This window comes from Kluyvera sp. 1366 (assembly GCF_054823405.1).
In genome coordinates, this window is record NZ_JBTRDW010000004.1 from 277470 (window position 1) to 300521 (window position 23052).

Annotated in this window: 23 protein-coding genes and 1 pseudogene; 15 read left to right on the forward strand and 9 right to left on the reverse strand. The window is 57.9% G+C overall.

The window, feature by feature from the left end; all coding sequences use genetic code 11:
* Positions 1-57 precede the first annotated feature (57 nt).
* Positions 58-561 (reverse strand): DUF1198 family protein, encoded by a 504-nt coding sequence (locus tag ACVLVH_RS10655; RefSeq protein WP_008103811.1) that lies wholly within the window; start codon positions 559-561, stop codon positions 58-60.
* A gap of 174 nt (positions 562-735) precedes the next feature.
* On the opposite strand from ACVLVH_RS10655, the gene folD reads away from it, so the two are divergent.
* Both folD and ybcJ read left to right on the forward strand, forming a co-directional pair.
* Complete coding sequence (gene folD / locus ACVLVH_RS10660) at positions 736-1602, forward strand: bifunctional methylenetetrahydrofolate dehydrogenase/methenyltetrahydrofolate cyclohydrolase FolD (protein WP_036648219.1); 867 nt, start codon at positions 736-738, stop codon at positions 1600-1602.
* A complete protein-coding gene (gene ybcJ / locus ACVLVH_RS10665) occupies positions 1602-1814 on the forward strand; it encodes a ribosome-associated protein YbcJ (RefSeq protein WP_007890771.1) in 213 nt (70 codons plus the stop codon). The genes folD and ybcJ overlap by 1 nt, the downstream gene beginning before the upstream one ends.
* 25 nt (positions 1815-1839) lie before the next feature.
* Here the strand turns inward: ybcJ and ACVLVH_RS10670 are convergent, their stop codons facing one another.
* Together ACVLVH_RS10670 and cysS are read right to left on the reverse strand one after the other, a co-directional pair.
* Positions 1840-2946: an AAA family ATPase gene (locus ACVLVH_RS10670; RefSeq protein WP_277974907.1), complete on the reverse strand. Its 1107-nt coding sequence runs from the start codon at positions 2944-2946 to the stop codon at positions 1840-1842.
* 33 nt (positions 2947-2979) lie between these two features.
* Positions 2980-4365, reverse strand: a complete 1386-nt coding sequence (gene cysS / locus ACVLVH_RS10675) for a cysteine--tRNA ligase (protein WP_498949355.1) — start codon at positions 4363-4365, stop codon at positions 2980-2982.
* Positions 4366-4583: 218 nt separating this feature from the next.
* Between cysS and ppiB the strand changes: the two genes are divergently transcribed.
* The 4 genes from ppiB to purK all read left to right on the forward strand — a co-directional run bounded on the left by ppiB (position 4584) and on the right by purK (position 7496).
* Positions 4584-5078, forward strand: a complete 495-nt coding sequence (gene ppiB / locus ACVLVH_RS10680; protein WP_008103818.1) for a peptidylprolyl isomerase B — start codon at positions 4584-4586, stop codon at positions 5076-5078.
* A complete protein-coding gene (locus ACVLVH_RS10685; protein WP_498949357.1) occupies positions 5078-5794 on the forward strand; it encodes a UDP-2,3-diacylglucosamine diphosphatase in 717 nt (238 codons plus the stop codon). Before ppiB ends, ACVLVH_RS10685 begins: the two co-directional genes overlap by 1 nt.
* 131 nt (positions 5795-5925) lie before the next feature.
* The gene (gene purE / locus ACVLVH_RS10690; RefSeq protein WP_192236684.1) at positions 5926-6435 is read left to right on the forward strand and encodes a 5-(carboxyamino)imidazole ribonucleotide mutase; all 510 of its coding nucleotides are present in this window, start codon (positions 5926-5928) and stop codon (positions 6433-6435) included.
* Positions 6432-7496, forward strand: a complete 1065-nt coding sequence (purK, locus tag ACVLVH_RS10695) for a 5-(carboxyamino)imidazole ribonucleotide synthase (RefSeq protein WP_280172542.1) — start codon at positions 6432-6434, stop codon at positions 7494-7496. Before purE ends, purK begins: the two co-directional genes overlap by 4 nt.
* 117 nt (positions 7497-7613) lie before the next feature.
* Here purK and ACVLVH_RS10700 read toward each other — a convergent pair.
* From ACVLVH_RS10700 to ybbA, 3 genes and pseudogenes are all read right to left on the reverse strand, one after another.
* A pseudogene (locus ACVLVH_RS10700) lies at positions 7614-7808 on the reverse strand (methyltransferase domain-containing protein); the annotation flags it as partial.
* 109 nt (positions 7809-7917) lie between these two features.
* The gene (gene ybbP / locus ACVLVH_RS10705; protein ID WP_498949360.1) at positions 7918-10335 is read right to left on the reverse strand and encodes a putative ABC transporter permease subunit YbbP; all 2418 of its coding nucleotides are present in this window, start codon (positions 10333-10335) and stop codon (positions 7918-7920) included.
* Entirely contained in the window at positions 10332-11018 is a 687-nt protein-coding gene (gene ybbA / locus ACVLVH_RS10710; RefSeq protein WP_101762379.1) for a putative ABC transporter ATP-binding protein YbbA, read from the reverse strand. The genes ybbP and ybbA overlap by 4 nt, the downstream gene beginning before the upstream one ends.
* On the opposite strand from ybbA, the gene tesA reads away from it, so the two are divergent.
* From tesA to ACVLVH_RS10735, 5 genes are all read left to right on the forward strand, one after another.
* Positions 10986-11612 (forward strand): multifunctional acyl-CoA thioesterase I/protease I/lysophospholipase L1, encoded by a 627-nt coding sequence (gene tesA, locus ACVLVH_RS10715; protein WP_176971305.1) that lies wholly within the window; start codon positions 10986-10988, stop codon positions 11610-11612. The genes ybbA and tesA overlap by 33 nt on opposite strands.
* A 31-nt stretch (positions 11613-11643) precedes the next feature.
* On the forward strand, positions 11644-12417 hold the full coding sequence (locus tag ACVLVH_RS10720; protein ID WP_137385302.1) for an SDR family oxidoreductase: 774 nt from the start codon (positions 11644-11646) through the stop codon (positions 12415-12417).
* Positions 12418-12496: 79 nt separating this feature from the next.
* A complete protein-coding gene (locus ACVLVH_RS10725; protein ID WP_101762382.1) occupies positions 12497-13351 on the forward strand; it encodes a co-chaperone YbbN in 855 nt (284 codons plus the stop codon).
* 63 nt (positions 13352-13414) lie between these two features.
* Positions 13415-14329, forward strand: a complete 915-nt coding sequence (locus ACVLVH_RS10730; RefSeq protein WP_101762383.1) for an SPFH domain-containing protein — start codon at positions 13415-13417, stop codon at positions 14327-14329.
* Complete coding sequence (locus tag ACVLVH_RS10735) at positions 14326-14787, forward strand: NfeD family protein (protein WP_225614547.1); 462 nt, start codon at positions 14326-14328, stop codon at positions 14785-14787. Before ACVLVH_RS10730 ends, ACVLVH_RS10735 begins: the two co-directional genes overlap by 4 nt.
* Here the strand turns inward: ACVLVH_RS10735 and cueR are convergent.
* Positions 14763-15179, reverse strand: a complete 417-nt coding sequence (gene cueR / locus ACVLVH_RS10740; RefSeq protein WP_101762384.1) for a Cu(I)-responsive transcriptional regulator — start codon at positions 15177-15179, stop codon at positions 14763-14765. The two genes, ACVLVH_RS10735 and cueR, sit on opposite strands and share 25 nt — an antisense overlap.
* 96 nt (positions 15180-15275) lie before the next feature.
* Here cueR and copA point away from each other — a divergent pair, with 96 nt between their 5' ends.
* The 3 genes from copA to ybaK all read left to right on the forward strand — a co-directional run bounded on the left by copA (position 15276) and on the right by ybaK (position 19405).
* A complete protein-coding gene (copA, locus tag ACVLVH_RS10745) occupies positions 15276-17795 on the forward strand; it encodes a copper-exporting P-type ATPase CopA (protein ID WP_498949365.1) in 2520 nt (839 codons plus the stop codon).
* A gap of 68 nt (positions 17796-17863) precedes the next feature.
* Positions 17864-18664, forward strand: coding sequence for a TraB/GumN family protein (locus tag ACVLVH_RS10750; protein WP_192414064.1), 801 nt, complete (start codon positions 17864-17866; stop codon positions 18662-18664).
* 261 nt (positions 18665-18925) lie between these two features.
* On the forward strand, positions 18926-19405 hold the full coding sequence (gene ybaK / locus ACVLVH_RS10755) for a Cys-tRNA(Pro)/Cys-tRNA(Cys) deacylase YbaK (protein WP_137385298.1): 480 nt from the start codon (positions 18926-18928) through the stop codon (positions 19403-19405).
* On the opposite strand, the gene ACVLVH_RS10760 is transcribed toward ybaK, so the two are convergent.
* Entirely contained in the window at positions 19402-20271 is an 870-nt protein-coding gene (locus ACVLVH_RS10760) for a LysR family transcriptional regulator (RefSeq protein WP_101762388.1), read from the reverse strand. The genes ybaK and ACVLVH_RS10760 overlap by 4 nt on opposite strands.
* Before the next feature lie 90 nt (positions 20272-20361).
* Here ACVLVH_RS10760 and ACVLVH_RS10765 point away from each other — a divergent pair, with 90 nt between their 5' ends.
* Positions 20362-20793, forward strand: a complete 432-nt coding sequence (locus ACVLVH_RS10765) for a multidrug/biocide efflux PACE transporter (protein WP_110865657.1) — start codon at positions 20362-20364, stop codon at positions 20791-20793.
* 50 nt (positions 20794-20843) lie between these two features.
* Here the strand turns inward: ACVLVH_RS10765 and ushA are convergent, their stop codons facing one another.
* Positions 20844-22595, reverse strand: coding sequence for a bifunctional UDP-sugar hydrolase/5'-nucleotidase UshA (ushA, locus tag ACVLVH_RS10770; protein WP_192414062.1), 1752 nt, complete (start codon positions 22593-22595; stop codon positions 20844-20846).
* Positions 22596-23052: the final 457 nt, after the last annotated feature.

The following is a 23052-nucleotide window of genomic DNA, read 5'->3' on the forward strand; positions in this document are numbered from 1 at the left end:
CGTCAACGTTTTTGCCCTTGAACATAAGCGGAGTGCTGTCAGATTAACCAAAACCCCTTAATGCCGCTTACGCCATTCGCTTAGCGACACCAGATTCCCGCCCTGCTCCGTTTCGCCTTCCAGCTCAATCCCTTGCTGCGTGAAGTGCGCATTGTACTGGTCGCGCAGCGCATGCAGTTCCTGGCTGTCTGGCTCCAGCTGGCGCAAGAACCCCAACGCCAGCAACAGCTGTTGCCTCGATATCAACGCTGAAAACCCCGCCCGGCTCAAAATCCCATGCCAGCGCTGCCTATTTTCGTCGCTGCCATCGACAATCAGCACCTGCCAAATCAGCAGCACCGCCGCGCCATTGTGCAGATGCGTGTCGTTATCGCCCGCGATGTAGTCGGTAAACTCTTTTGCCGCCTCTTTGCCCATCAGCGACAGCATCGATTCGATATGCACCGGCGGCAGTTGCAACCGTTTATTGAGCGCCTGCACCGCATGGCGCGAGCTGGCCGTCAGCAGCTGAAAACCTACCACGAACACCACCGCCAGCGTGGCGAGAATTAACCAAATCATCACGTCATCCATCTCATTCACTGCCGGGCATCATAAGCGCTAACGCGGGCGGGCGCCACGGCGAAAATCGGGAAAGCGGCGTTGATGGCGAATCTCTACCTGACAGCCGCACGCGCTTCTGACAGAATAGGCGCCATCCCCGATTTAACCCTCTACAGATGGATTTCCTCTCTGATGGCAGCAAAAATTATTGACGGTAAAACGATTGCGCAGCAGGTGCGCCTTGAGGTTGCCGAAAAAGTACAGCAGCGTTTGGCGGCCGGTAAACGTGCGCCCGGTTTGGCAGTTGTGCTGGTGGGTGAAAACCCAGCTTCGCAGATCTATGTAGCCAGCAAACGTCGTGCTTGTGATGAAGTGGGCTTCATCTCCCGCTCCTACGATCTGCCCGCCACCACCAGCGAAGCCGAGCTGCTGGAGCTGATTGATACGCTCAACAACGACAACGACATCGACGGCATTCTGGTGCAGCTGCCGCTGCCAGCCGGCATCGATAACGTCAAAGTGCTGGAGCGCATCGTGCCGGACAAAGATGTGGATGGCTTCCATCCGTACAACGTCGGTCGTCTGTGCCAGCGCGCGCCGAAGCTGCGCCCGTGTACGCCGCGCGGCATCGTCACCTTGCTGGAGCGCTACAATATCGATACTTACGGCCTGAACGCCGTAGTGGTTGGCGCATCGAATATCGTTGGCCGTCCGATGAGCATGGAGCTGCTGCTCGCCGGTTGTACCACCACCGTCACGCACCGTTTCACCAAAGATCTGCGTCATCACGTTGAGCACGCCGATCTGCTGGTGGTGGCGGTCGGCAAGCCGGGCTTTATTCCGGGCGACTGGATCAAGCCGGGCGCGGTGGTGATTGATGTGGGTATCAACCGTCTCGACAGCGGTAAAGTGGTGGGTGATGTGGAGTTCGAAGCGGCTGCTGAGCGCGCCTCGTACATCACGCCCGTTCCAGGCGGCGTCGGTCCAATGACGGTCGCGACACTGATCCAAAACACGCTAACGGCGTGTGAAGAATTTCACGACATTGAGGAGGCATAATGGCCAGTTTTTCTCTCGGTAAACATGCCCACGTTGATTTGTGCGACCTGCTGAAACTCGAAGGTTGGGTGCAAAGCGGTGCGCAGGCGAAAGCGGTGATTGCGGAAGGCGAAGTGCGCGTTGATGGCGCAGTCGAAACGCGTAAGCGCTGCAAGATTGTTGAAGGCCAAAAGGTCGAGTTTGCGGGCTTTAAGATTACGGTTGTTGCCTGACCTTTAGGCGTCCCAATCGGGACGCCTAAATCCGCTCTTCCCCCACCACCCGAGTTTCCCCTTCAATTTGCTCCAGCGCGATATGATTCACCGCCGTATGCTGCGCAATCAGCGTCGCCAGTTTCGGTGAATGGCTGGTGATCCACAGTTGGCTAAACTGGCTGGCTTCGGCGATCAGTCGCGCTAATGCAGGCAACAAATCTTCATGCAAACTGTTTTCCGGTTCATTCAGCGCCATAAACGCCGGCGGACGCGGGCTGAGCAGCGCCACCACTAAGCAGAGAAAGCGCAGCGTGCCATCCGAGAACTCGGCGCTCTCCAGCGGACGCAAAATCCCCCGGCGTGACATCAGCATCTGAAAACGCCCGTTCTGCACATCAACGTGAAATTCCGTGTCCGGGAAGGCTTCGGCCATCACCTCAAGCAGTAATTCGGAATGACCGCGTTCAACAATCGTGGCCCAGGCTGCGGCCAAATTGCTGCCATCGTGGCTCAGTACCGGCGCGCGCACGCCAATCTGCGGCGCACGAATTGGCGAACCGGGCCACACCGCAAACTCATGATAGAAACGCCACTGGCGTAACCTTTCACGTACCTGCGAAAGCTCGGGATAAAGATGCGGCTCGCCAAGCTGCCCAAACAGCGACTCTTCCGGATGCAGCACCGCAGGATATGCAACGCGTTCGCCATCAACGTTGTGCAGGAAAGCGGTTTGATTTTGCCGCTGCAGGATGCAGGAGGAAGGACGCCGACGCTGGCCGCTCATCCATATACGCTCCTCTTTCACCAGCGGATCGAGGTTAAACATGCTGGTGGCTAACGGCTCAGGAAAACCGATATCAAGCTGATAATCCATATCATCCATCACCACCGCGAGCGCCAGACGTTTAGGATCGTGGCGACGATCGCCGCGCCGCAATCCGCCCGCCCACATCGCTTTCTGGATGCCGCCCTCTTCCGCCAGCGCCAGCGCTAAACGTCCGCTCGCCGCTTCGTGCAGCAATCGCACCGCTTTATACAGGTTGGATTTACCGCAGCCGTTCGGGCCGCTCACCACGTTGAGCTGTTGTAGCGGTAGCGTCAGGTCGCGCACAGAGCGGAAGCCGTGAATATGAATCTGTTCAATCGCCATCAATAAAAAAGGGCGATTTCTCGCCCTCTCCGGTTATTTGCGTCGCCAGCTGGAACCTTGCGGCCCATCCTCAACGATCACGCCCAACTCATTGAGCTTATCGCGCGCCACATCCGCCTGCGCCCAATCTTTGGCTGCACGCGCGTCGGAACGGGCTTTCACCCAATGCTCGATTTCCGCCACTTCATCGTCATTCACCTGCGCACCGCTTTGCAGGAACTGCTCGGGATCCTGCTGCAGAATGCCGAGCACGTTAGCGATCTGGCGCAGTTTCGCTGCCAGCGCATCAGCGGAGGCTTTGTCTTCAGTCTTCAAACGATTCACTTCACGCGCCATATCGAACAGCACCGAATAGGCTTCCGGCGTGTTGAAGTCGTCATCCATCGCGGTACGGAAACGCGCTTCGAACTCTTCGCCACCCGCCGCCGTGGCGCTGGCATCGGTATGACGCAGCGCGGTGTACAAGCGCTCGAGCGCCGCACGCGCCTGATTGAGGTTATCTTCGCCGTAGTTGAGCTGGCTGCGATAGTGGCCCGACATCAGGAAGTAACGCACGGTTTCGGCATCGTAGTGCTGCAACACATCGCGCACGGTGAAGAAGTTATCCAGCGATTTCGACATCTTCTCGCGATCAACCATCACCATGCCGGAGTGCATCCAGTAATTTACATACGGGCCATCGTGCGCACAGGTGGATTGCGCCACTTCGTTTTCATGGTGCGGGAACATCAGGTCCGAACCGCCGCCGTGAATGTCGAAATGGGTGCCGAGCTGTTTGCAGTTCATCGCCGAGCACTCGATGTGCCAGCCTGGACGGCCGTTGCCCCACGGCGAGTTCCACGCCGGTTCGTCGGCTTTGGACATCTTCCACAGCACGAAGTCCATCGGATTGCGCTTCACATCCGCCACTTCGACGCGCGCGCCGGCCTGCAGCTGCTCCAGATCCTGACGCGACAGCACGCCGTAATCCTTGTCGCTCATCACGTCGAACATCACGTCGCCGTTGTCCGCCACGTACGCATGCTTACGTTCAATCAGCCTGCCGACCAGCTCGATAATCTCGTCGATATGGCGGGTGGCGCGCGGTTCCAGATCCGGCGGCAGAATGCCGAGCGCGGCGAAATCGTTGTGCATCTCGGCGATCATGCGATTAGTCAGCGTTTCAATGCTTTCCCCGTTTTGATTGGCACGCTTGATGATTTTGTCATCGATATCGGTGATGTTACGCACATACTTCAGCTGATAGCCCACGTAACGCAGATAACGCGCCACCACGTCGAATGCCACAAATGTACGCCCATGGCCGATATGACAGAGGTCGTAAACCGTGATACCACACACGTACATACCGATTTCACCGGCGTGGATAGGTTTAAATTCCTCTTTCTGTCGACTCAGGGTGTTATAGATCTTCAACATTGAATGGTTCCGTTAGTGACGTTTGCGGGATACGCCCTTGCAGCGTAGCCGGTTATTGTGCCGTATTTTTCTGACTTGTGCATCGCTCGGTTGCCAACTGCCGTCCGGTTACTGACGCGTTATTGGAAATTGTGATATAAGAAGCGTCTACAAAAATGCCCCGCCGGCTTACAGGCGTGGCAGTTGATACTGACGACAACCTTGACAGGAAGAAAATAATGGTCACTTTCCAGACGAACCATGGCGATATCGTAATCAAAACTTTCGATGACAAAGCGCCGGCTACCGTGAAGAACTTCCTGGAATACTGCGCGGAAGGTTTTTACGATAACACTATCTTCCATCGCGTAATCAACGGTTTCATGATTCAGGGCGGCGGTTTTGAGCCTGGCATGAAGCAGAAAGATACCAAAGCAGACATCCGCAACGAAGCGAACAACGGCCTGAAAAACACCAAAGGCACCCTGGCGATGGCGCGTACTCAGGCGCCACACTCTGCAACAGCCCAGTTCTTTATCAACGTGGCAGACAACGACTTCCTGAACTTCCGTGACGAAAGCCTGCAAGGCTGGGGTTACTGCGTGTTCGCTGAAGTGGTTGAAGGCATGGACGTGGTTGAGAAAATCAAAGCGGTGAAAACTGGCCGCAGCGGCATGCATCAGGACGTTCCGGTTGAAGATGTTGTCATCCAGAAAGTGACTGTTAGCGAGTAATGTCGCGCACGCTGTTTATCGCAGATCTGCATCTGTGTCATGAAGAACCGGCAATTACTGCCGGTTTTCTGCATTTTTTGCAGGGTGAAGCGCGCACGTGCGATGCGCTTTATATCCTCGGCGATCTGTTTGAAGCCTGGATCGGCGACGACGATCCTAATCCGCTGCATCAGCAAATCGCTGCGGTGCTCAAGGCGCTGCCGGTGCCGAAGTTCTTTATTCACGGCAATCGCGACTTCCTGCTCGGCCAGCGTTTTGCGCGTGCCAGCGGCATGACGCTGCTGCCGGAAGAGAAGGTGCTCGATCGCTACGGACATCGTGTGTTGATCATGCACGGCGATACCTTGTGCACCGACGATGAAGGCTATCAGCGCTTCCGCGCCAAAGTGCATCAGCGCTGGTTGCAGCGTCTGTTCCTCACGTTGCCACTGCGTCTGCGCATGCGTATTGCTGCGCGCATGCGCAATGGCAGCAAGCAGGCGAATCAGCATAAATCGGTCAGCATCATGGACGTCAATCAGTCCGCGGTGGAAGCCGCGATGACGCGTCAACAGGTGGCGATTCTGATTCACGGCCACACGCATCGTCCCGCCATTCACGCCTTCCCGCTGCACGGCAAAAACGCCGAGCGCGCGGTGCTGGGTGCCTGGCATGAGAACGGATCGATGATTCAGCTTGATGCCAGCGGCGTCAGCCTGATCGAATTCCCCTTCTGAAATCCGGGCATCAATGCCCGTTTTCCGCCTACGCAACCGTTTTCCTTGCTGCCATCTCATGCTATTCTCTGTGCCCTTCTTCGCCTGCCCGCCCGGCCAGGTTCGTTTGCATATTCACAGGAGTTGACCGCATGTCATCCAACGCCGCCCCGGCCCGTATCGCCATTGTCATGGGTTCCAAAAGTGACTGGGCTACCATGCAGTTCGCCGAGGAAATTCTTAACAGCCTGGATGTTCCCTTCCACGTTGAAGTGGTCTCAGCTCACCGTACGCCCGACAAACTGTTCAGCTTCGCGGAAACCGCCGCCGACAACGGTTTTCAGGTGATCATCGCCGGTGCCGGCGGTGCTGCCCATTTGCCGGGCATGCTGGCCGCGAAAACGCTGGTGCCGGTGCTGGGCGTGCCCGTGCAAAGCGCGGCGCTGAGCGGCGTCGATAGCCTCTACTCCATCGTGCAGATGCCGCGCGGCATTCCGGTGGGTACGCTGGCAATTGGTAAAGCCGGTGCTGCCAACGCCGCCCTGCTGGCGGCACAGATTCTGGCGATCCACGACAGCGCGCTGTCAACGCGCATCGCCCACTGGCGTCAAACGCAAACTGATGAAGTGCTGAACAACCCGGATCCGCGGGAGGACGCATGAAGCCGGTTTGCGTATTAGGAAATGGTCAGTTAGGCCGCATGCTGCGCCAGGCCGGAGAACCGCTGGGCATCGCGGTCTATCCGGTGGGCTTAGATGCAGAACCTTCTGCGCTGCCGATCGCCGAAAGCGTGATCACCGCTGAGATCGAGCGCTGGCCGGAAACCGCGTTAACGCGCGAACTGGCGAGCCATCCGGCCTTTGTGAATCGCGATATTTTCCCGCGTCTGGCCGATCGCCTGACGCAAAAACAGCTGCTGGATCAGCTGAACCTCGCTACCGCGCCGTGGCAGCTGCTGGCCGATAAAGCCGAGTGGCCAAATGTGTTCAACTCGCTTGGCGAACTGGCGATTGTAAAGCGTCGTACCGGCGGCTATGACGGCCGTGGCCAATGGCGTTTGCGCGCCAATGAAACCGATGCGCTGCCGGATGAGTGCTACGGCGAATGCATCGTTGAGCAGGGCATTAATTTCAGCGGCGAAGTGTCGCTGGTCGGCGCGCGTGGACACGATGGCAGCACGGTATTTTATCCGCTGACGCACAACCTGCATCAGGACGGCATTCTGCGTACCAGCGTGGCGTTCCCGCAGGCCGATGCCGCACAGCAACAGCAGGCGGAAGCGATGCTCAGCGCCATCATGCATGAGCTGAACTACGTCGGCGTGATGGCGATGGAGTGTTTCATTACGCCAGAAGGTTTGCTGATCAACGAGTTAGCACCGCGCGTGCACAATAGCGGCCACTGGACGCAGAATGGCGCGTCAATCAGCCAGTTCGAACTGCATCTGCGCGCGGTTTTGGGCCTGGCGCTGCCAAAGCCGGTGGTGTTTGCGCCGTCGGTGATGGTGAATCTGATTGGTACTGAGATGAATCTGGCGTGGCTGCAGCAGCCGCTGGTGCATCTGCATTGGTATGACAAAGAGGTGCGTGAAGGCCGCAAGGTTGGGCATCTTAATCTCACCGATAGCGATCACGCGCGTCTGGCGTCAGCCTTGAATGCGCTGGTGCCGCTGCTGCCGGAAGCGTATGCAAGCGGGATTGCGTGGGCGGTTGAGAAGCTGTAGTTCAGCTGTTTTTCCCCTCACCCTAGCCCTCTCCCACTGGGAGAGGGAACCGATCGAGCTAACATCTCCCTCTGGGAGAGGGCCGGGCTGAGGGCATCAGCCCGCCCAGAACTCCCTTTATCCCACCATCTTCATCGCCACATGGCTCCAGCGATTCAGATGCGTAATCTGGAACCCATGCGCACTGAACAATGCATTCAGCGACGCTTCCGAATGAATCGTGATATGCCCATTACGCGGCGCGATATACCAGTCGTTCATTCCCAAATGGCTCACTTCATCCGTGGTGCCGGTACTAAAGAAAAACACCCCGCCATCTTTTTGCCGTGATAGCGTTTATTTAGCCTTAAATAAGTCTGGTCTGCTTTCAGGAGTCGACTCACACAGACCAGAACTTAAATTTAAGACAAAACCGTTTTGCTTATCCGGCACTGAAGCTTCTGAACAGCGCCTTCTGTTTTAACAGCCGAATCCCCAACCAGGCACCGCACAGCGAGAGCAGCAGCGCGCCGCCGATCGGCAAGGCGATCCACAACGTCCAGTCTGGCTGCCACGGGAAATCGAAGATCTTGCGCTGCAAGCCCCACAGCGCCGCTTCCGCGCCCAGCGCCGCCGCAATCCCCGACACCACGCCAAGTAGCGCAAACTCACACCATAAGGTGCCGCGCAGCAGGCGCTTGCTGGCACCCAACGTGCGATAGACCACCAACTCCTGCCGACGCTGACGCATGCCAACCTGGATCTGCGCCAGTAACAGCAGCACGCCGCACACCGTTACCAGCACCACCATCACTTCCAGCGCCTGGCTCACCTGCGTCAGCACCTGACCAATCTGGCGCATCATGCTGCCGATATCCAGCAGGCTCAGCGTCGGGAATGCGCGATTTAGCTGCGCCAGCAGCGCCGGATTGCTCTCCATGCGGAAGCTGGTCAGCCAGGTTTGTGGCTGTTGATCGAGTGCGCCCGGCGGGAAGATAAAGAAGAAGTTCGGCCGCAGACTCTCCCAATCCACCTTGCGCAAGCTGGTGATTTTGGCGCTGAACTGCTGCGTATCGCCGCTGAAGGTCAAGCTATCTCCGAGCTTCACGCCCAGACGATCCGCCAGCTCCACCTCCATCGACACTTCACCGGGCTGCGGCGGCCAGTTACCGGAAATCAGCGGATTGTGATCCGGACGCTCCGCTTGCCACGTCAGATTGAGTTCGCGATTCAGCGCGTTATCCAGCTTGGGATCAGCCTCTTTGCCGTTCAGCTCGGTGAGACGTGCACGCACAATCGGGTAGAAGGTTTCCGGCTTAAGCTGATGCTCGCTCAGAAAGTCGCGTACCTGCGGCACCTGCTCTTTGGTGATGTTCAGCAGGAAATAGTTCGGACTGTCCGGCGGCAGTTGCTGTTGCCAGCGATCCAGCAGATCGCCGCGCATCACCAGCAGCAGCGCCAGCAGCATAAATGACAGCGAAAACGCCGCCAGTTGGCTGAGCGTCATCGCTGGTTGACGCAGCAGACGGTTGATCGCCAGGCGCAGCGCCAGATTACGCACCACCAGCCGACGCAGCAGCAGCAAGGTGCCCCAGCCGAGTAACGCCAGCAGCAGCGCCAGCATCACCACGCCCGCCAGCAGCGCCCACAGCATTTTGCTGCCGCCCATTAGCAGCGCCAGCAAGCCAATCACCACCAGCGCCATTGCCGGCAGATAGAATCGCAGCGGCCAAACGTTCGCCACCGCATCCCGCCGCAGTACGCGCAGCGGTTGCGTCGCCATCAGCAAACGATACGGACGCAAACCCACCAGCAGCGAAATCACAAACATCGCGCCGATCGCCCACAGCCACGGCCAGAAACTCGCCGCAGGCAGCGCGCCCGGCAGCACCGGTTTCAGCATCAGCAGCAGAATCACTTCAATGCCCTGCCCCAGGGCGCTCCCGACAATCGCCGCCAGCAGCAGCACCGCCAGCCATTGACCGATAATCAGCCGCTGCAGCGCCTTGCGCGTTGCGCCCAGCGTTTTCAGCACCGCCACCAAATCGTAGCGGCTGCGGCAGTAATGACTCATCGCCACCGCCACCGCAGCAATCGCCAGCATCAGCGTCAGCAAGGCGGAAAGCAGTAAAAACTGCTGCGCACGCTGCATTGAGCGGCCCAGCGCATCTTCCGAATTCTCCACGCTGATCCAGCGCTGATCGGCTTTTAGCTGCGGCGCGATCCAGCTGTCATAGCGCGCCAGGGGTGCCGGATCGCCGGAGAATTTATAGCGCCAGCTCAGACGACTGCCCGGCTGCACCGCACCGGTTTTCTCCACGTCGGCCAGATTCATTAGCAGACGTGGCGCGGTCTGGAACGGATTGAAGCCGCCATCCGGCTCCTGAATCACTTCCCCGGCAATGCGCAGCGTGGTGTCGCCGACATCCACGCTATCGCCCACTTTCAGATTCAACAGCGCCAGCAAACGCGGTGCGACCAACACCGTGCCCGCTTGTGGACGCAGGCCCGGCGGATCGGTTTGCAGCGTGCCGAACATCGGATAGGCATTGTCCACCGCCTTTACGTCCGCCAGCTGCGGCGTCTCTTGCGCGAAGGTCATGGTCATAAAGTGCAGCTGGCTGCTGACCGACAGCCCTTCATCACGCGCTTTGTTAAGCCACGCTTCCGGCGCGGGCGCGGTGGTGCGCAGCGTGCGATCGCCCGCCATAAAGTCGCGGCTCTGCTGGCTTAAGCCTTTCTCCATGCGATCGCTGATCGAACCCAGCGCCAGCACGCAGGCCACCGCAAGCGTGAGCGCCAGCCAGACAATCAGCAGCGAGGGCGAACGCCACTCGCGCCAGAACCAGCGCCAAATCATGACTCCTCCCACAACTTGCCGTCGCGCAGCCGTAAGCGACGGTCGCAGCGCGCCGCCAGTTGTTCATCGTGCGTCACCAGAATCAGCGTGGTGGCAAAATCGCGGTTGAGGGAGAACAGCAGATCGGCGATACGATCGCCGGTTTTACGGTCAAGGTTGCCAGTGGGTTCATCGGCAAACAGCAAACCGGGACGGCCGCTAAAGGCACGCGCCAGCGCCACACGCTGCTGCTCGCCGCCCGAAAGTTGCGCCGGCAAATGGTGCAGACGATCTTTCAGACCCAGCACCGTCAGCAGTTCCACCGCCTGGCGGCGACTTTCGCGATCGCTGTCGCCACGCAGCAGCGCCGGCAGCTGCACGTTTTCCAGCGCATTCAGCGTCGGCACCAGCATAAAGGATTGAAACACAAAGCCCACTTCGCGCGCGCGCAGCGCCGCTCGCTGCTCTTCATTCATGCTGTGCAGCGGCTGGCCAAGCAGATGCACTTCGCCGCTGCTGCCGTCATCCAGTCCGGCCAGAATGCCCAGCAGCGTGGATTTGCCCGAGCCGGACTCGCCAATCAGGGCGATGGTCTCAGCTGGTTTGACAACCAGCTCAACTCCGGTAAGGATGGTCAGCTGATGCTCTCCCTGACCGACGGACTTAGTAAGATGATGAACTGCAACAATGTTTTCCGCTGGCATTATCCCTTCCTGTTGTTATTGCTTCTGCTGGTGTCCCGACTCGCCGCCGCCGATACCTTGCTGGTGTTGGGCGACAGCCTGAGCGCCGGGTATCGCATGTCGGCCACGGCGGCCTGGCCCAGCCTGCTGAATAAAGAGTGGCAACAGCAGCCCAAAGTGGTCAACGCCAGCATCAGCGGAGATACCGCAGGACAAGGGCTGGCGCGTTTACCGGGCCTATTAAAACAGCATCAACCCCGCTGGGTGTTAATCGAATTGGGCGGTAACGATGGCCTGCGTGGTTTCCCGCCGCAGAATATCGCCGCGGATCTGACCAAAGTGATTGACGAAGTGAAAGCCGCGAAAGCGCAGCCGCTGCTGATGCAGATTCGTCTGCCGGCTAATTATGGACGTCGTTATACGGAAGCGTTTAGCGCGATCTATCCGCGCCTGGCACAGCAGTACGACATTCCTCTGGTGCCCTTCTTTATGGAGCAGGTCTACCTGAAGCCGGAGTGGATGCAGCAGGATGGAATTCACCCCAATCCGGATGCTCAGCCGTTTATCGCCAACCTGATGGCGACCGAACTGGCTCCGCTAGTAAAGCATGATTAATGCAGGCGTGTGATTTTTAACGGGTAAAGAAATGCAAAAAACAATTCTCATCACCGGCTGCTCGAGCGGCATTGGTTTGGTCGCCGCAAATGACCTTTTATCGCGCGGCTATCGCGTGCTGGCCGCCTGTCGCCGCGCCGACGATGTGGCGCGCATGGAAGCATTGGGATTTATTGGCGTGCAGCTCGATCTCGATGATGCCGCCAGCGTCGATGCCGCCGCCGATCGCGTGCTGGAACTCACCGATCATCGCCTGCACGCGCTGTTTAACAACGGCGGTTTTGGTCAATATGGGCCGCTCAGCAGCGTTTCGCGTCAGCAATTAGAGAAGCAATTTTCCACCAATCTGTTTGGCACTCATCAACTGACCATGCGCCTGCTGCCCGCGCTGCAAGCCAGCGGCAACGGACGCATCGTCAATACCAGTTCGGTACTGGGACTGATCTCGACGCCGGGGCGCGGCGCCTATGCCGCCAGCAAATGGGCGCTGGAAGCCTGGAGCGATGCGCTGCGTCTTGAAGTGCGCGACTCTGGCGTGCGCGTTAGCCTGATTGAACCCGGCCCGATAAGCACGCGTTTCACCGATAACGTGCATCAGGGCCAGCAGGATAAACCGGTACAAAATCCGGGCATCGCCGCGCGTTTCACGCTGCCGCCGGAAGCGATTTTGCCGAAGCTGCGCCACGCGTTAGAGAGCAAACATCCGCGCCTGCGCTATCCGGTAACGCTGGTGGCCTGGGCGATGAGCCTGCTGAAACGCCTGCTGCCAGGTTGGATACTGGATCGCATTTTGCGCAGCAACTAAGCTGCAACGCAGAATCAAACTTGAACCGGGGCAGCTTGCCCCCATATCCTCAACACACTTTCTGACAAGAGACGTATTCATGTCACACGCTTTGATTATCGACATCAACGAATCCAACCTGCAGCAGACCTTAGAACAGTCGATGCAGCTGCCGGTGCTGTTCTATTTCTGGTCCGAACGCAGTCAGCACTGTCTGGAACTGACGCCGGTGCTGGATCGCCTGGCGCAGGAGTATGCGGGTCAGTTTATTTTGGCGAAGCTGGATTGCGATAAAGAGCAAATGGTGGCATCGCAGTTTGGCCTGCGCTCGATCCCAACCGTTTATCTGTTCCAGAACGGTCAACCGGTTGACGGCTTCCAGGGACCGCAGCCGGAAGAGGCAATTCGCGCTCTGCTGCAAAAAGTGTTGCCGCGTGAAGAAGAAGTTAAAGCGCAGCAGGCGATGCAATTGATGCACGAAGGCAAACCGCTGGAAGCGCTGCCGCTGCTGAAAGACGCCTGGCAGCTGAGCAACAAAAACAGCGAAATTGGCTTCCTGCTGGCAGAAGTGTTGATCACCCTGAACCGCAGCGACGAAGCAGAAACCGTGCTGGATGCGGTGCCGCTGCAGGATCAGGACACGCGCTATCAGAGCCTGATTTCGCAAATCGATCTGTTAAAGCAGGCCGCCGATACGCCAGAAATTCAGCTGTTGCAGGAGCAGTTAGCCAGCGATCCGACCAATGCCGAGCTGGCTGCTAAACTGTCGTTACAGCTGCATCAGGTTGGCCGCAACGAGGAAGCGCTGGAGTTGTTGTTCAGCTTCCTGAAAAGCGATCTCAGCGTCGGTGACGGCCAGGTGCGTAAAATGTTCCAGGAAATTTTGGCCGCACTCGGCACCGGCGACACGCTCGCCACGCGCTATCGCCGCCAGCTTTACTCGCTGCTGTACTGATCGGTACCGCGCGTTAAACGGGCCGAACGACTCGGCCCGACAATCTGACAGCCAGGAGGTTATATGTTAACGGTCATTCCCGTCATCATTGTGCTCGCACTCGTTACCGTGTGGGCCGGTGTAAAAATTGTTCCACAAGGTTACCAGTGGACGGTAGAGCGCTTTGGCCGCTACACCAAAACCCTGGCGCCAGGCCTCAATTTGCTTGTGCCGTTCATGGATCGTATTGGTCGCAAAATCAATATGATGGAACAGGTGCTCGATATCCCTTCGCAGGAAATCATCTCTAAAGACAACGCCAACGTCACCATTGATGCAGTCTGCTTTATTCAGGTTGTCGATCCGGCGCGCGCCGCCTACGAAGTCAGCAATCTTGAACTCTCGATCCTGAATCTGACCATGACCAATATCCGCACCGTGCTTGGCAGCATGGAGCTGGATGAGATGCTGTCGCAGCGCGACAACATCAACACGCGTCTGCTGCATATCGTTGATGAAGCCACCAATCCGTGGGGCGTGAAAATTACCCGTATCGAAATTCGTGACGTGCGCCCGCCGCAGGAGTTGATCGCCGCGATGAACGCGCAGATGAAGGCGGAACGCACCAAACGCGCCGATATCCTTGCCGCCGAAGGCGTACGTCAGGCGGCGATTTTGCGCGCCGAAGGGGACAAGCAGTCGCAGATCCTCAAAGCAGAAGGCGAACGCACCTCGGCCTTCCTGCAAGCTGAAGCGCGCGAGCGTCAGGCAGAAGCGGAAGCCACGGCGACGCGCATGGTCTCCGAGGCGATAGCCGCCGGTGATATTCAGGCGGTGAACTACTTTGTGGCGCAGAAATACACCGACGCGCTGCAAAAAATCGGCGAAGCCAACAACAGCAAAGTGGTGATGATGCCACTGGACGCCAGCAGCCTGCTCGGTTCAATTGCCGGTATCAGTGAATTGCTGAAGGAGAACCGGACGGAGCGCAGACCATGATCCTGATGGAGCTGATTGCGCATCCACACTGGTTCTGGCTGACGCTGGGCGGCCTGCTGTTGGCCGCCGAAATGCTCGGCACCAGCGGTTATCTGCTGTGGAGTGGCTTAGCCGCCGTCGCGGTGGCGCTGATTGAGTGGCTGTTTCCCATCTCATGGACCAACCAGGGCATTGTGTTTGCGGTGATGACGCTGCTGAGCGCGTTCTTCTGGCATCGCTGGATGCGCTATCGCGAATCGTCGCAGGTCGCTAACACGCTTAACCAGCGCGGCAACCAGTTAATGGGCATGCAGTTGACGCTGGATAATGCGCTGAAAAACGGCCTTGGACACGTACGCATTGGCGACAGCAGCTGGCGCGTGCAGGCAGATAGCGACCTGCCGGCGGGCACGCCGGTGATTGTCACTGGCGTGGTCGGCATTACGCTGATGATTCAGCCGCGCTTTCCATCGGCGTGATGGCAGCAACCGGCCAGGTGATTGATGATCGGGCACTCTGCGCTGTCATCGCCGGGGCAAGCCTCCGCCAGTTCCAGCAAGCGCGCACGCATTGCATGTAACTCTTCGATGTGCGCAGCAATCTCGTCGGCTTTCTGCAAAGTGCGCGCTTTAACATCGGCGCTGTGGCGCGCGGGATCGTTGAACAGCGTCACCAGTTCACGGCACTCTTCCAGCGTAAATCCCACCTGACGCGCCTGGCGCAGCAGATTCAGCTCATCAATATGATGCGCCGCGTAATGGCGATAGCCATTGTCACCGCGCGACGGCGGCGTCACCACGCCCTTCTCTTCGTAGAAGCGAATCGCTTTGCTGGTGAGTCCGGTTTTTTTTGCAACATCGCTGATGTTCATCTTTCCCCCTTGACCTTCCATTCAGGGGAAGGTTTAGGCTGTAGTTCTAATGCAAATTTTGCATGCAGTCAAAATCATTAGCCTGAGGAGTACACCATGTCACATACCCAACTGCTGGCGCTGGACGGCTTGTCCTGTGGCCACTGTGTTAAACGCGTCAAAGAAGCGCTTGAGCAGCGCAGCGATGTTGAACAGGCGGACGTCACGCAGCAAGAAGCGCGCGTGACCGGTGCGGCGAGCGCCAGCGATCTGATCGCTACGGTTGAACAAGCCGGTTATCACGCGGTGCTGAAAGAAGGCGCAGCCAGCCCAAAGCCTGATCCGTTGACAGCTACAGAGCCGCCGCCGGAGGCGCTGACAACGGAGTCGCAACCGGCACAATCCACTGAAGCTGAGCTTGCTGTGCATCATTTACTGATTGGCGGCATGAGCTGCGCCAGCTGCGTAAGCCGCGTGGAACAGGCGCTGCAAAAAGTGCCGGGCGTCAGCCAGGCACGCGTCAATCTCGGTGAGCGCAGCGCGCTGATCATGGGTGATGCAAGCGCCAAAGCGCTGGTGAGCGCGGTCGATCAGGCTGGGTATTCCGCCGAAGTGATCGAGGATGAACAAACCCGCCGCGAACGCCAGCAGGTTAGCGCGCAGCACGCTATGCGCCGTTTTAGCTGGCAATCAGCGCTGGCGTTGCTGCTCGGCGTGCCGATGATGATTTGGGGCATGCTCGGCGACAACATGATGCTGAGCGCAGATAACCAAACGCTGTGGCGCACGCTCGGCGTGATTACCTTGCTGGTGATGGTGATGGCCGGCGGCCACTTCTATCGCAGCGCGTGGCGCAGTTTGCGTCACGGCACAGCCACCATGGACACGCTGGTGGCGCTGGGAACCGGCGCGGCGTGGCTCTATTCGATGAGCGTCGCCCTTTGGCCCGAATTCTTCCCGCATCAGGCGCGTCATCTCTATTTTGAAGCCAGCGTGATGATCGTTGGCCTGATCAATCTCGGCCACGCGCTGGAGCAGCGCGCACGCCAGCGCGCCTCGCAGGCGCTGGAACGATTACTGGATTTAACTCCGGCGCAGGCGCGGGTCATCAGCGATCAGGGTGAAACGCTGCTGCCGCTCAGCGAGGTTCAGTCCGGCATGACGCTGAAGCTGGTCACCGGCGATCGCGTACCGGTGGACGGTGACGTCGCCAGCGGTGAAGCCTGGCTGGATGAAGCGATGCTGACCGGTGAAGCAGTGCCGCAGGCCAAACAGCCGGGAGATAAAATCTTTGCCGGTACGCTGGTACAAGACGGCACGCTGCACTTTGTGGCGCGCGCCATCGGCAGCCATACCACGTTGGCGCGCATTATCAATCTGGTGCGTCAGGCGCAAAGCAGCAAACCGGATATTGGCCGACTGGCGGATCGCATCTCCGCCGTATTTGTGCCGGTGGTGGTGGCGATTGCGCTGCTGAGCGGGGTGATTTGGTATCTGGCGGGTCCGCAGCCGCAGTTGGCTTACACGCTGGTAATTGTCACCACGGTGCTGATCATCGCCTGCCCTTGCGCTTTGGGTTTAGCCACGCCGATGTCGGTGATTGCGGGCGTCGGGCGCGCCGCAGAGCTGGGCGTGCTGGTGCGTGACGCCGATGCGCTGCAGCGGGCCAGCGAAGTCGATACTATCGTGTTCGATAAAACCGGCACCCTGACGCGCGGCACGCCGCAGGTCAGCGATGTGGTGCTGTATGGCGACTGGAATCGCGAGCAGGTGCTCAGCGCGGCGGCGCAGATGGAGCAAGGCTCCAGCCATCCGCTCGCCAAAGCGATTCTTGAGGCTGCGCCTGCGGTGAACGCCGAAGCGGTTAAGCAATTTCGTACAATACGCGGCAAAGGCATCAGCGCTACAGTGGCAAACAGAACGCTGCTGCTGGGGAATCAGGCGCTGCTGGATGAGCAGCAGGTTGATTACCGCGCCGCGCAGGACGATATCGCGCGCTTCGCCGCACAAGGCGCAACGCCGGTGCTGCTGGCCGACAATCAGCAGCTGCTGGGATTGATCGCGCTGCGTGACAGCTTGCGTCCCGAGAGTAAAGCGGCGCTGCAGCGTCTGCATCAGCAAGGTTATTGCCTGATTATGCTGACCGGCGATCATCAAAAAACCGCGCAGGCCATTGCCGCCGAAGCGGGTATTGATGAAGTGATTGCCGGCGTGTTGCCGGATGGCAAAGCGCAGGCGATTACTCAGTTACAGCAGCAAGGCCGCAAAGTGGTGATGGTCGGCGACGGCATTAATGATGCGCCCGCGCTGGCGCTGGCCGATGTCGGCATTGCAATGGGCGGCGGCAGCGATGTGGCGGTAGAAACCGCCGCCATGACGCTGATGCGCAACGATCTGCACTGCGTCGCCGATGCGCTGTCGATCTCCAGCGCTACGCTGCGCAATATGCGGCAAAATCTGTTGGGTGCCTTTATCTACAACAGCCTTGGGATTCCCATTGCGGCCGGCGTGCTCTATCCGTTTACCGGCATGCTGCTGAGCCCGATTGTCGCGGGCGCGGCGATGGCGCTGTCATCCATTACCGTGGTGAGCAACGCTAACCGTTTGTTGCGCTTCAAGCCCGCGCAACGGCAATAGCCATTCCAGCCCTGTTTTTCATGAGATGAAATCGCTAGCATGGTTTTTTGCCTTAAAAAGGACAGGGAATGAGACACGGTCTGTGGCACAGCATCCAACAACGGATCGCGACCCTTTTTCCGGCCAGTTACAGCTGGCCGGCCATGGATATTCAGCTGGGCGATCGTCGTTTGCATTTAGCGGGCAGCATTCACATGGGCACGCGCGATATGCAGCCGCTGCCTGCCGGGCTATTGCGCCAGCTGCATAAAGCCGACGCGCTGATTGTCGAAGCCGATATCACTCAAGGCGAATCGCCGTTCAGCAATGATGATGAACATCCGCCGCTGGCAATGCGACTCGACGACGACGTGCTGCAGCGCTTGCAGGCCTTGTGCGATGAGCTTTCGCTGTCACTGAGCCTGTTCGATACGCTGCCGTTCTGGCAGATCGCGCTGATGTTGCAGGCGCAACAGGCGCAGCGGCTGGGATTGCGTCCGCAGTTTGGTATCGATTATCAGCTGTTGCAGGCGGCCAAAGCGGCCAACAAACGCATTATCGAGCTGGAAGGTCCGGAAACGCAGATCGCCCTGCTGAAATCGCTGCCGCAGGATGGTTTGCCGCTGTTGCTGGATACGCTGGAACACTGGCACACCAATGCGCGCCTGCTGCAAACCATGATCAGCTGGTGGCTGGATGCGCCGCCCACCCAACAACCGGTGGCGTTGCCGACCACCTTTAGCAGCGAGCTGAACGACACGTTGATGCGCAACCGCAACCAGCACTGGCGCGAGCTGCTGCTGGCGTTACCGAAAGGGCGTTATGTGGTGGCGGTAGGCGCACTGCATCTGTATGGCGATGATAATTTGCCGGGACTGCTGAAGAGCTGATTCGTGCACATTTCGTAGCGGCGCAAGTTATTGCGCGATAAATCGCGCCGCTACGGGCTTGTGCGGTTGATTACTTTTGCGTTCGGCGGAAAAAAAGAAGGCCAATAATAATATTGGCCCGTCAAAGAGGAATTTGTTTATGATTTTGGTTATCACCAACAATCTCTTGCTGGCGCGGGCCAATTCTCGCGCAAAGTTCAGAATTTCGCCACTGTTTTTCCATCAAAACTGAAATAAGAATTTTCCTAACAAGGACCGATCATGACGCCCGCGGTAAAACTTCTGGAAAAACAAAAAGTCACCTTTACCCTGCATCCCTACGACCACGATAGCCACGAAACCAATTTTGGCGACGAAGCGGTGCGTAAGCTTAATCTGGATGCGCGCCAGGTGTTCAAAACCTTGCTGGTATCGCTCAACGGCGATGCTAAAGCGCTGGCGGTTGCGGTGACGCCGGTCTCAACCCAATTGGATCTAAAAAAGGTCGCCAAAGCGCTGGGCGCCAAGAAAGCGGATATGGCCGATCCGCAGCTGGCACAGCGCGTGACCGGTTATCTGGTAGGCGGCATTAGCCCGCTGGGACAGAAAAAACGTCTGCCAACGGTGATCGATCGGCAGGCAGCGGAGTTTGCCACCATCTTTATCTCCGGCGGCAAACGCGGGCTGGATATCGAGCTGGCCGCGCAAGATTTGTCTCGCCTGCTGGATGCGCCGCTGGCCGACGTCGCACGGCGCGATTAGTCGGGCTGCTGGGCGCAGAGTTGATCGATCATCCAGCGCCCGGCCGGTCCCGGCGGATTACGCCGCGACCACACCACATCAACCGCGATATGCTGCGGCCAGCCCGGCACCGGCAACTCCTTCAGCACCTGATGACCAAACTGCTCCACCAGCCAGCGCGGTAATATACTCCAGCCAAACCCCTGCTCCGCCATCTCTAACAGCAATAAATAAGATGGCGCCGACCACACGCGTCCGGCGGGCAAGGGATCGCGATTTTGTACCCAGGTATTGAGTCGCAGATGCCGCAACTCACCTAACTGCCCTTCACTCACCTGCTGAGCCTGCGACAGCGCATGATCCTGATGAAGGTAAATCGCCATCTGCGCCCCCACTTGCAAGCGTGCCACCGCCAAATCCGGTGGCAATTGTGGCTGCGCCCGCACCACGCCAAGGTGCACGCGCCCGGCTTGTATCAAATCTAATGCATCAGCATCCTCGGCGATCATGCACTCAAAATCGATATCTGGATAACGCACCTCAAACCGGTTAAGCAGATTTTCATGGTGATCCGCTTGCCAAAAATCGGAGATCGCCAGGCTAAGGCGCGGTTCTACGCCCTGCGATAAGCGCACTGCCAGCTCATCCAGCCGCTGGCTGGCGGCCAGAATCTGCTGCACCTGCGCAAACGCGCGCTGGCCATGCTCGGTCAATACCGGGTTACGTCCGCTGCGATCAAACAGCGTGAAACCCAGATCGTCTTCCAGATTAGCGATCGCGTTACTGATGGTGGACTGGCTTTTAGACAACGCGCGCGCCGCCGCCGAAAAGGATCCGCTGGCCACGGTTTGCACAAACGCCTCAAGGGATTCCGGGGAATATTTCATGTTGAACCATCGCTTTTATCGATAGGTGATCATTTTATCTTAGCATCACCCAGTGCGAAAATAGGGGTTATCACCAATAAGGAGGTTTATATGCGTACCCGTTCGCTGAAAGAACGTTTTTGTCATGCCGCAGGCTTTGAAGGGTTAGCACTTATCACTGTTGCGCCGCTGGCTGCCTGGATCATGGAGAAACCGCTGTTTCAGATGGGCGCGCTGGCGATTATGCTGTCAACCGTCGCCATGCTGTGGAACATGATCTATAACACCGGCTTTGACCGCATCTGGCCGCCGCAGGTGAAACGCGGATTCGGTTTACGCGCCATGCATGCGCTGGGCTTTGAAGGCGGTTTTATCCTGATTGGCTTGCCGATTGCCGCCTGGATGCTGAATATTTCACTGCTGGAAGCCTTTGTGCTGGAAGTGGCGTTCTTCCTGTTCTTCCTGCCCTATACCATGGTTTACAACTGGATGTGGGATAAGTTGCGCCACCGTTGGGTGACGCAGAAATCGTGTCAGGCGTGATGTGCATTTGAAAAGAGGTCGCCATGAATGGCGACCTACGAGCGCAGAGTTCAATGTTGTGCGGCGCGCGGCCAGATCCACGCCAGAATCATTTGCGGGTAGCTTGGTTTGCGTTGCTTCTCCAGCGCTTTGTTGCGCTCTTCAATTTGCGCTGCCGTCAGATGCACGATGCCGGTCGGTTGATAATCCGCTACCTTCAGCGGTGAATGCTGGCTGACATACTCACGCAGCACATCCGCATCGCGCTGCCCGCTGTTGCTGAAGCCAGCATGGGTTTCAATGTTCGGATAACCGTCGCCGCCGCTGGCGTTAAAGCTGTTAGTCGCCATGCGGTAGGTTTTATCCTTTTGCAGCGGTTCGCCATTAATCTTCACGTCGCTGACGCCTTTACCATCCGCCACCAGGCTGATGTTGCTGAACTGCGCGAAGCCGCCGGAGTCCACTTTAATATTGGCAACCGTCGCCAGATAATTCAGCACTTCATTACCCTTCAGCGTCACCGACACCACCTGATTGCCAAACGGCTGCACCTGCAACAAATCGCGCCAGCTGAGATTACCCTGCGCCAGCGAAGTGCGAATGCCACCGCCGCTCATCACCGCAAAGTCCGCTTTGGTCGCCGCCATTTGGGCGCGCAAAATTAGCTGCCCAAGATTGGTCTGCTCAAAGCGTACCTTGTCGCGCTCACCGACAAACACGCCGTCGCTGCTGCCGACGTTAACATCCAGTTTCTTGCCAGCACGCAGTTGATACGGCGTTAACAGCTTCATCATCGCGCTGTTTTTCGGGATCTCTTCCTGCCAGGTAAGCCAGGATTCGCTGCCATCAAGATTCTTTACTTTATGCTTGAGGTTGACCGGGATCAGCTGGTAATTCTCCAGCGTCAGCTCACCATTGCGGAAGGTGAAGTCGCCGCGCCCAACAAATTTGCCCCACTCTTTTGCCTGCATGATCCACACGCCGTTTTGCCGATCCGGCTGGCAGGGCTGGCCTGGCTGATAATCTTTTACGCTGACGTTCTCTTTCTCCATGCACACCGCATCCTGCGAATGGCCGCCAATGATCACGTTGATGGTGCCCGGCGGCAGGCTGCGCGCCAGCTCCACGTCGCCCGGCGCATTGCTGCCGTGCTGACCGTCGTCGTAGTGGCCCATGTGTGTCAGCGCGATGATGACATCAGGCTTTTCGCTGGCGCGTAGTTCCGCCACCGCTTTTTCGGTCTCTTTCACCGGATCGCGAATATCAATCGTCGCAATGTTTTCCGGATTGGCGATGCGCAGCGTGTCGGTGGTGGTCAGGCCGATCACCGCAATCTTCAGCCCCATGCGGTTAAAGGTTGCCCACGGCTTAAATAAGCGCGTGTCGGTGCCTTTTTGATAGATGTTGGCCGAAAGGAACGGAAATTTGGCCCACTTCTGCTGCTGTTGCAGCACGCTAAGCGGTTTGTCGAATTCGTGGTTGCCCAACGCCATGGCGTCATAGCCCACCAGGTTCATGCCGCGAATGTCGGGTTCAGCATCCAGCATGTCTGACTCTGGCACGCCGGTGTTCACATCGCCCGCTGACAGGATCAGCGCGCCACCACCTTTGGCCTGCACATCGTAGCGCTGTTGATCCATCAGCGTTTTCTGTGCCGCAAGGCCATATTCGCCTTGTGCGTTCGGCCAGTAACGACCGTGATGATCGTTGGTGTGCAGAATGCTGAAACGATAACTGCGATCCGTTTGCCACGCCTGCGCCAGCATCGGCAGCAGTAACACTGTCAGCGCCAGCCAGCGCCCTTTTCGCGGTGATAAAAACAAAGTCGATCTCCTTATTCTGCGTTTTTCCACTTAGCGGTGGACTTAATGTGCGTTATCGCCCTTCTGTGTCGCACAGATGGCTGGCTAACTCAAGATGAAACACGCATTGCATCATGGCACAGCGTGACGACCAGCATTTTTAAATTCGCTTCTCGCTGGGAATGACAACCCAATTCTACACTTGGCGGTGACTTTATCGACTTAGGACCGCTTTAACCGTAACAACCCCTGCTGCGAAGCCAATTTCCCACTGCAACTATTTTTTCCGCGTCACCCGTCATTCTGCGTATTTCCAGTCGATATCGTGAGATAACTGACGAAAATGGAGCTTCAGCTGCGTTTTAGTCTCATTTTTTCAATTTAGTGGGCTTTAACCGCTCAAATGTTTAAACGCGGTGAGTGATTGTGCATTACACTAGGTTGTTACAAGCGGATACATTTGCACACAAGGAGACAG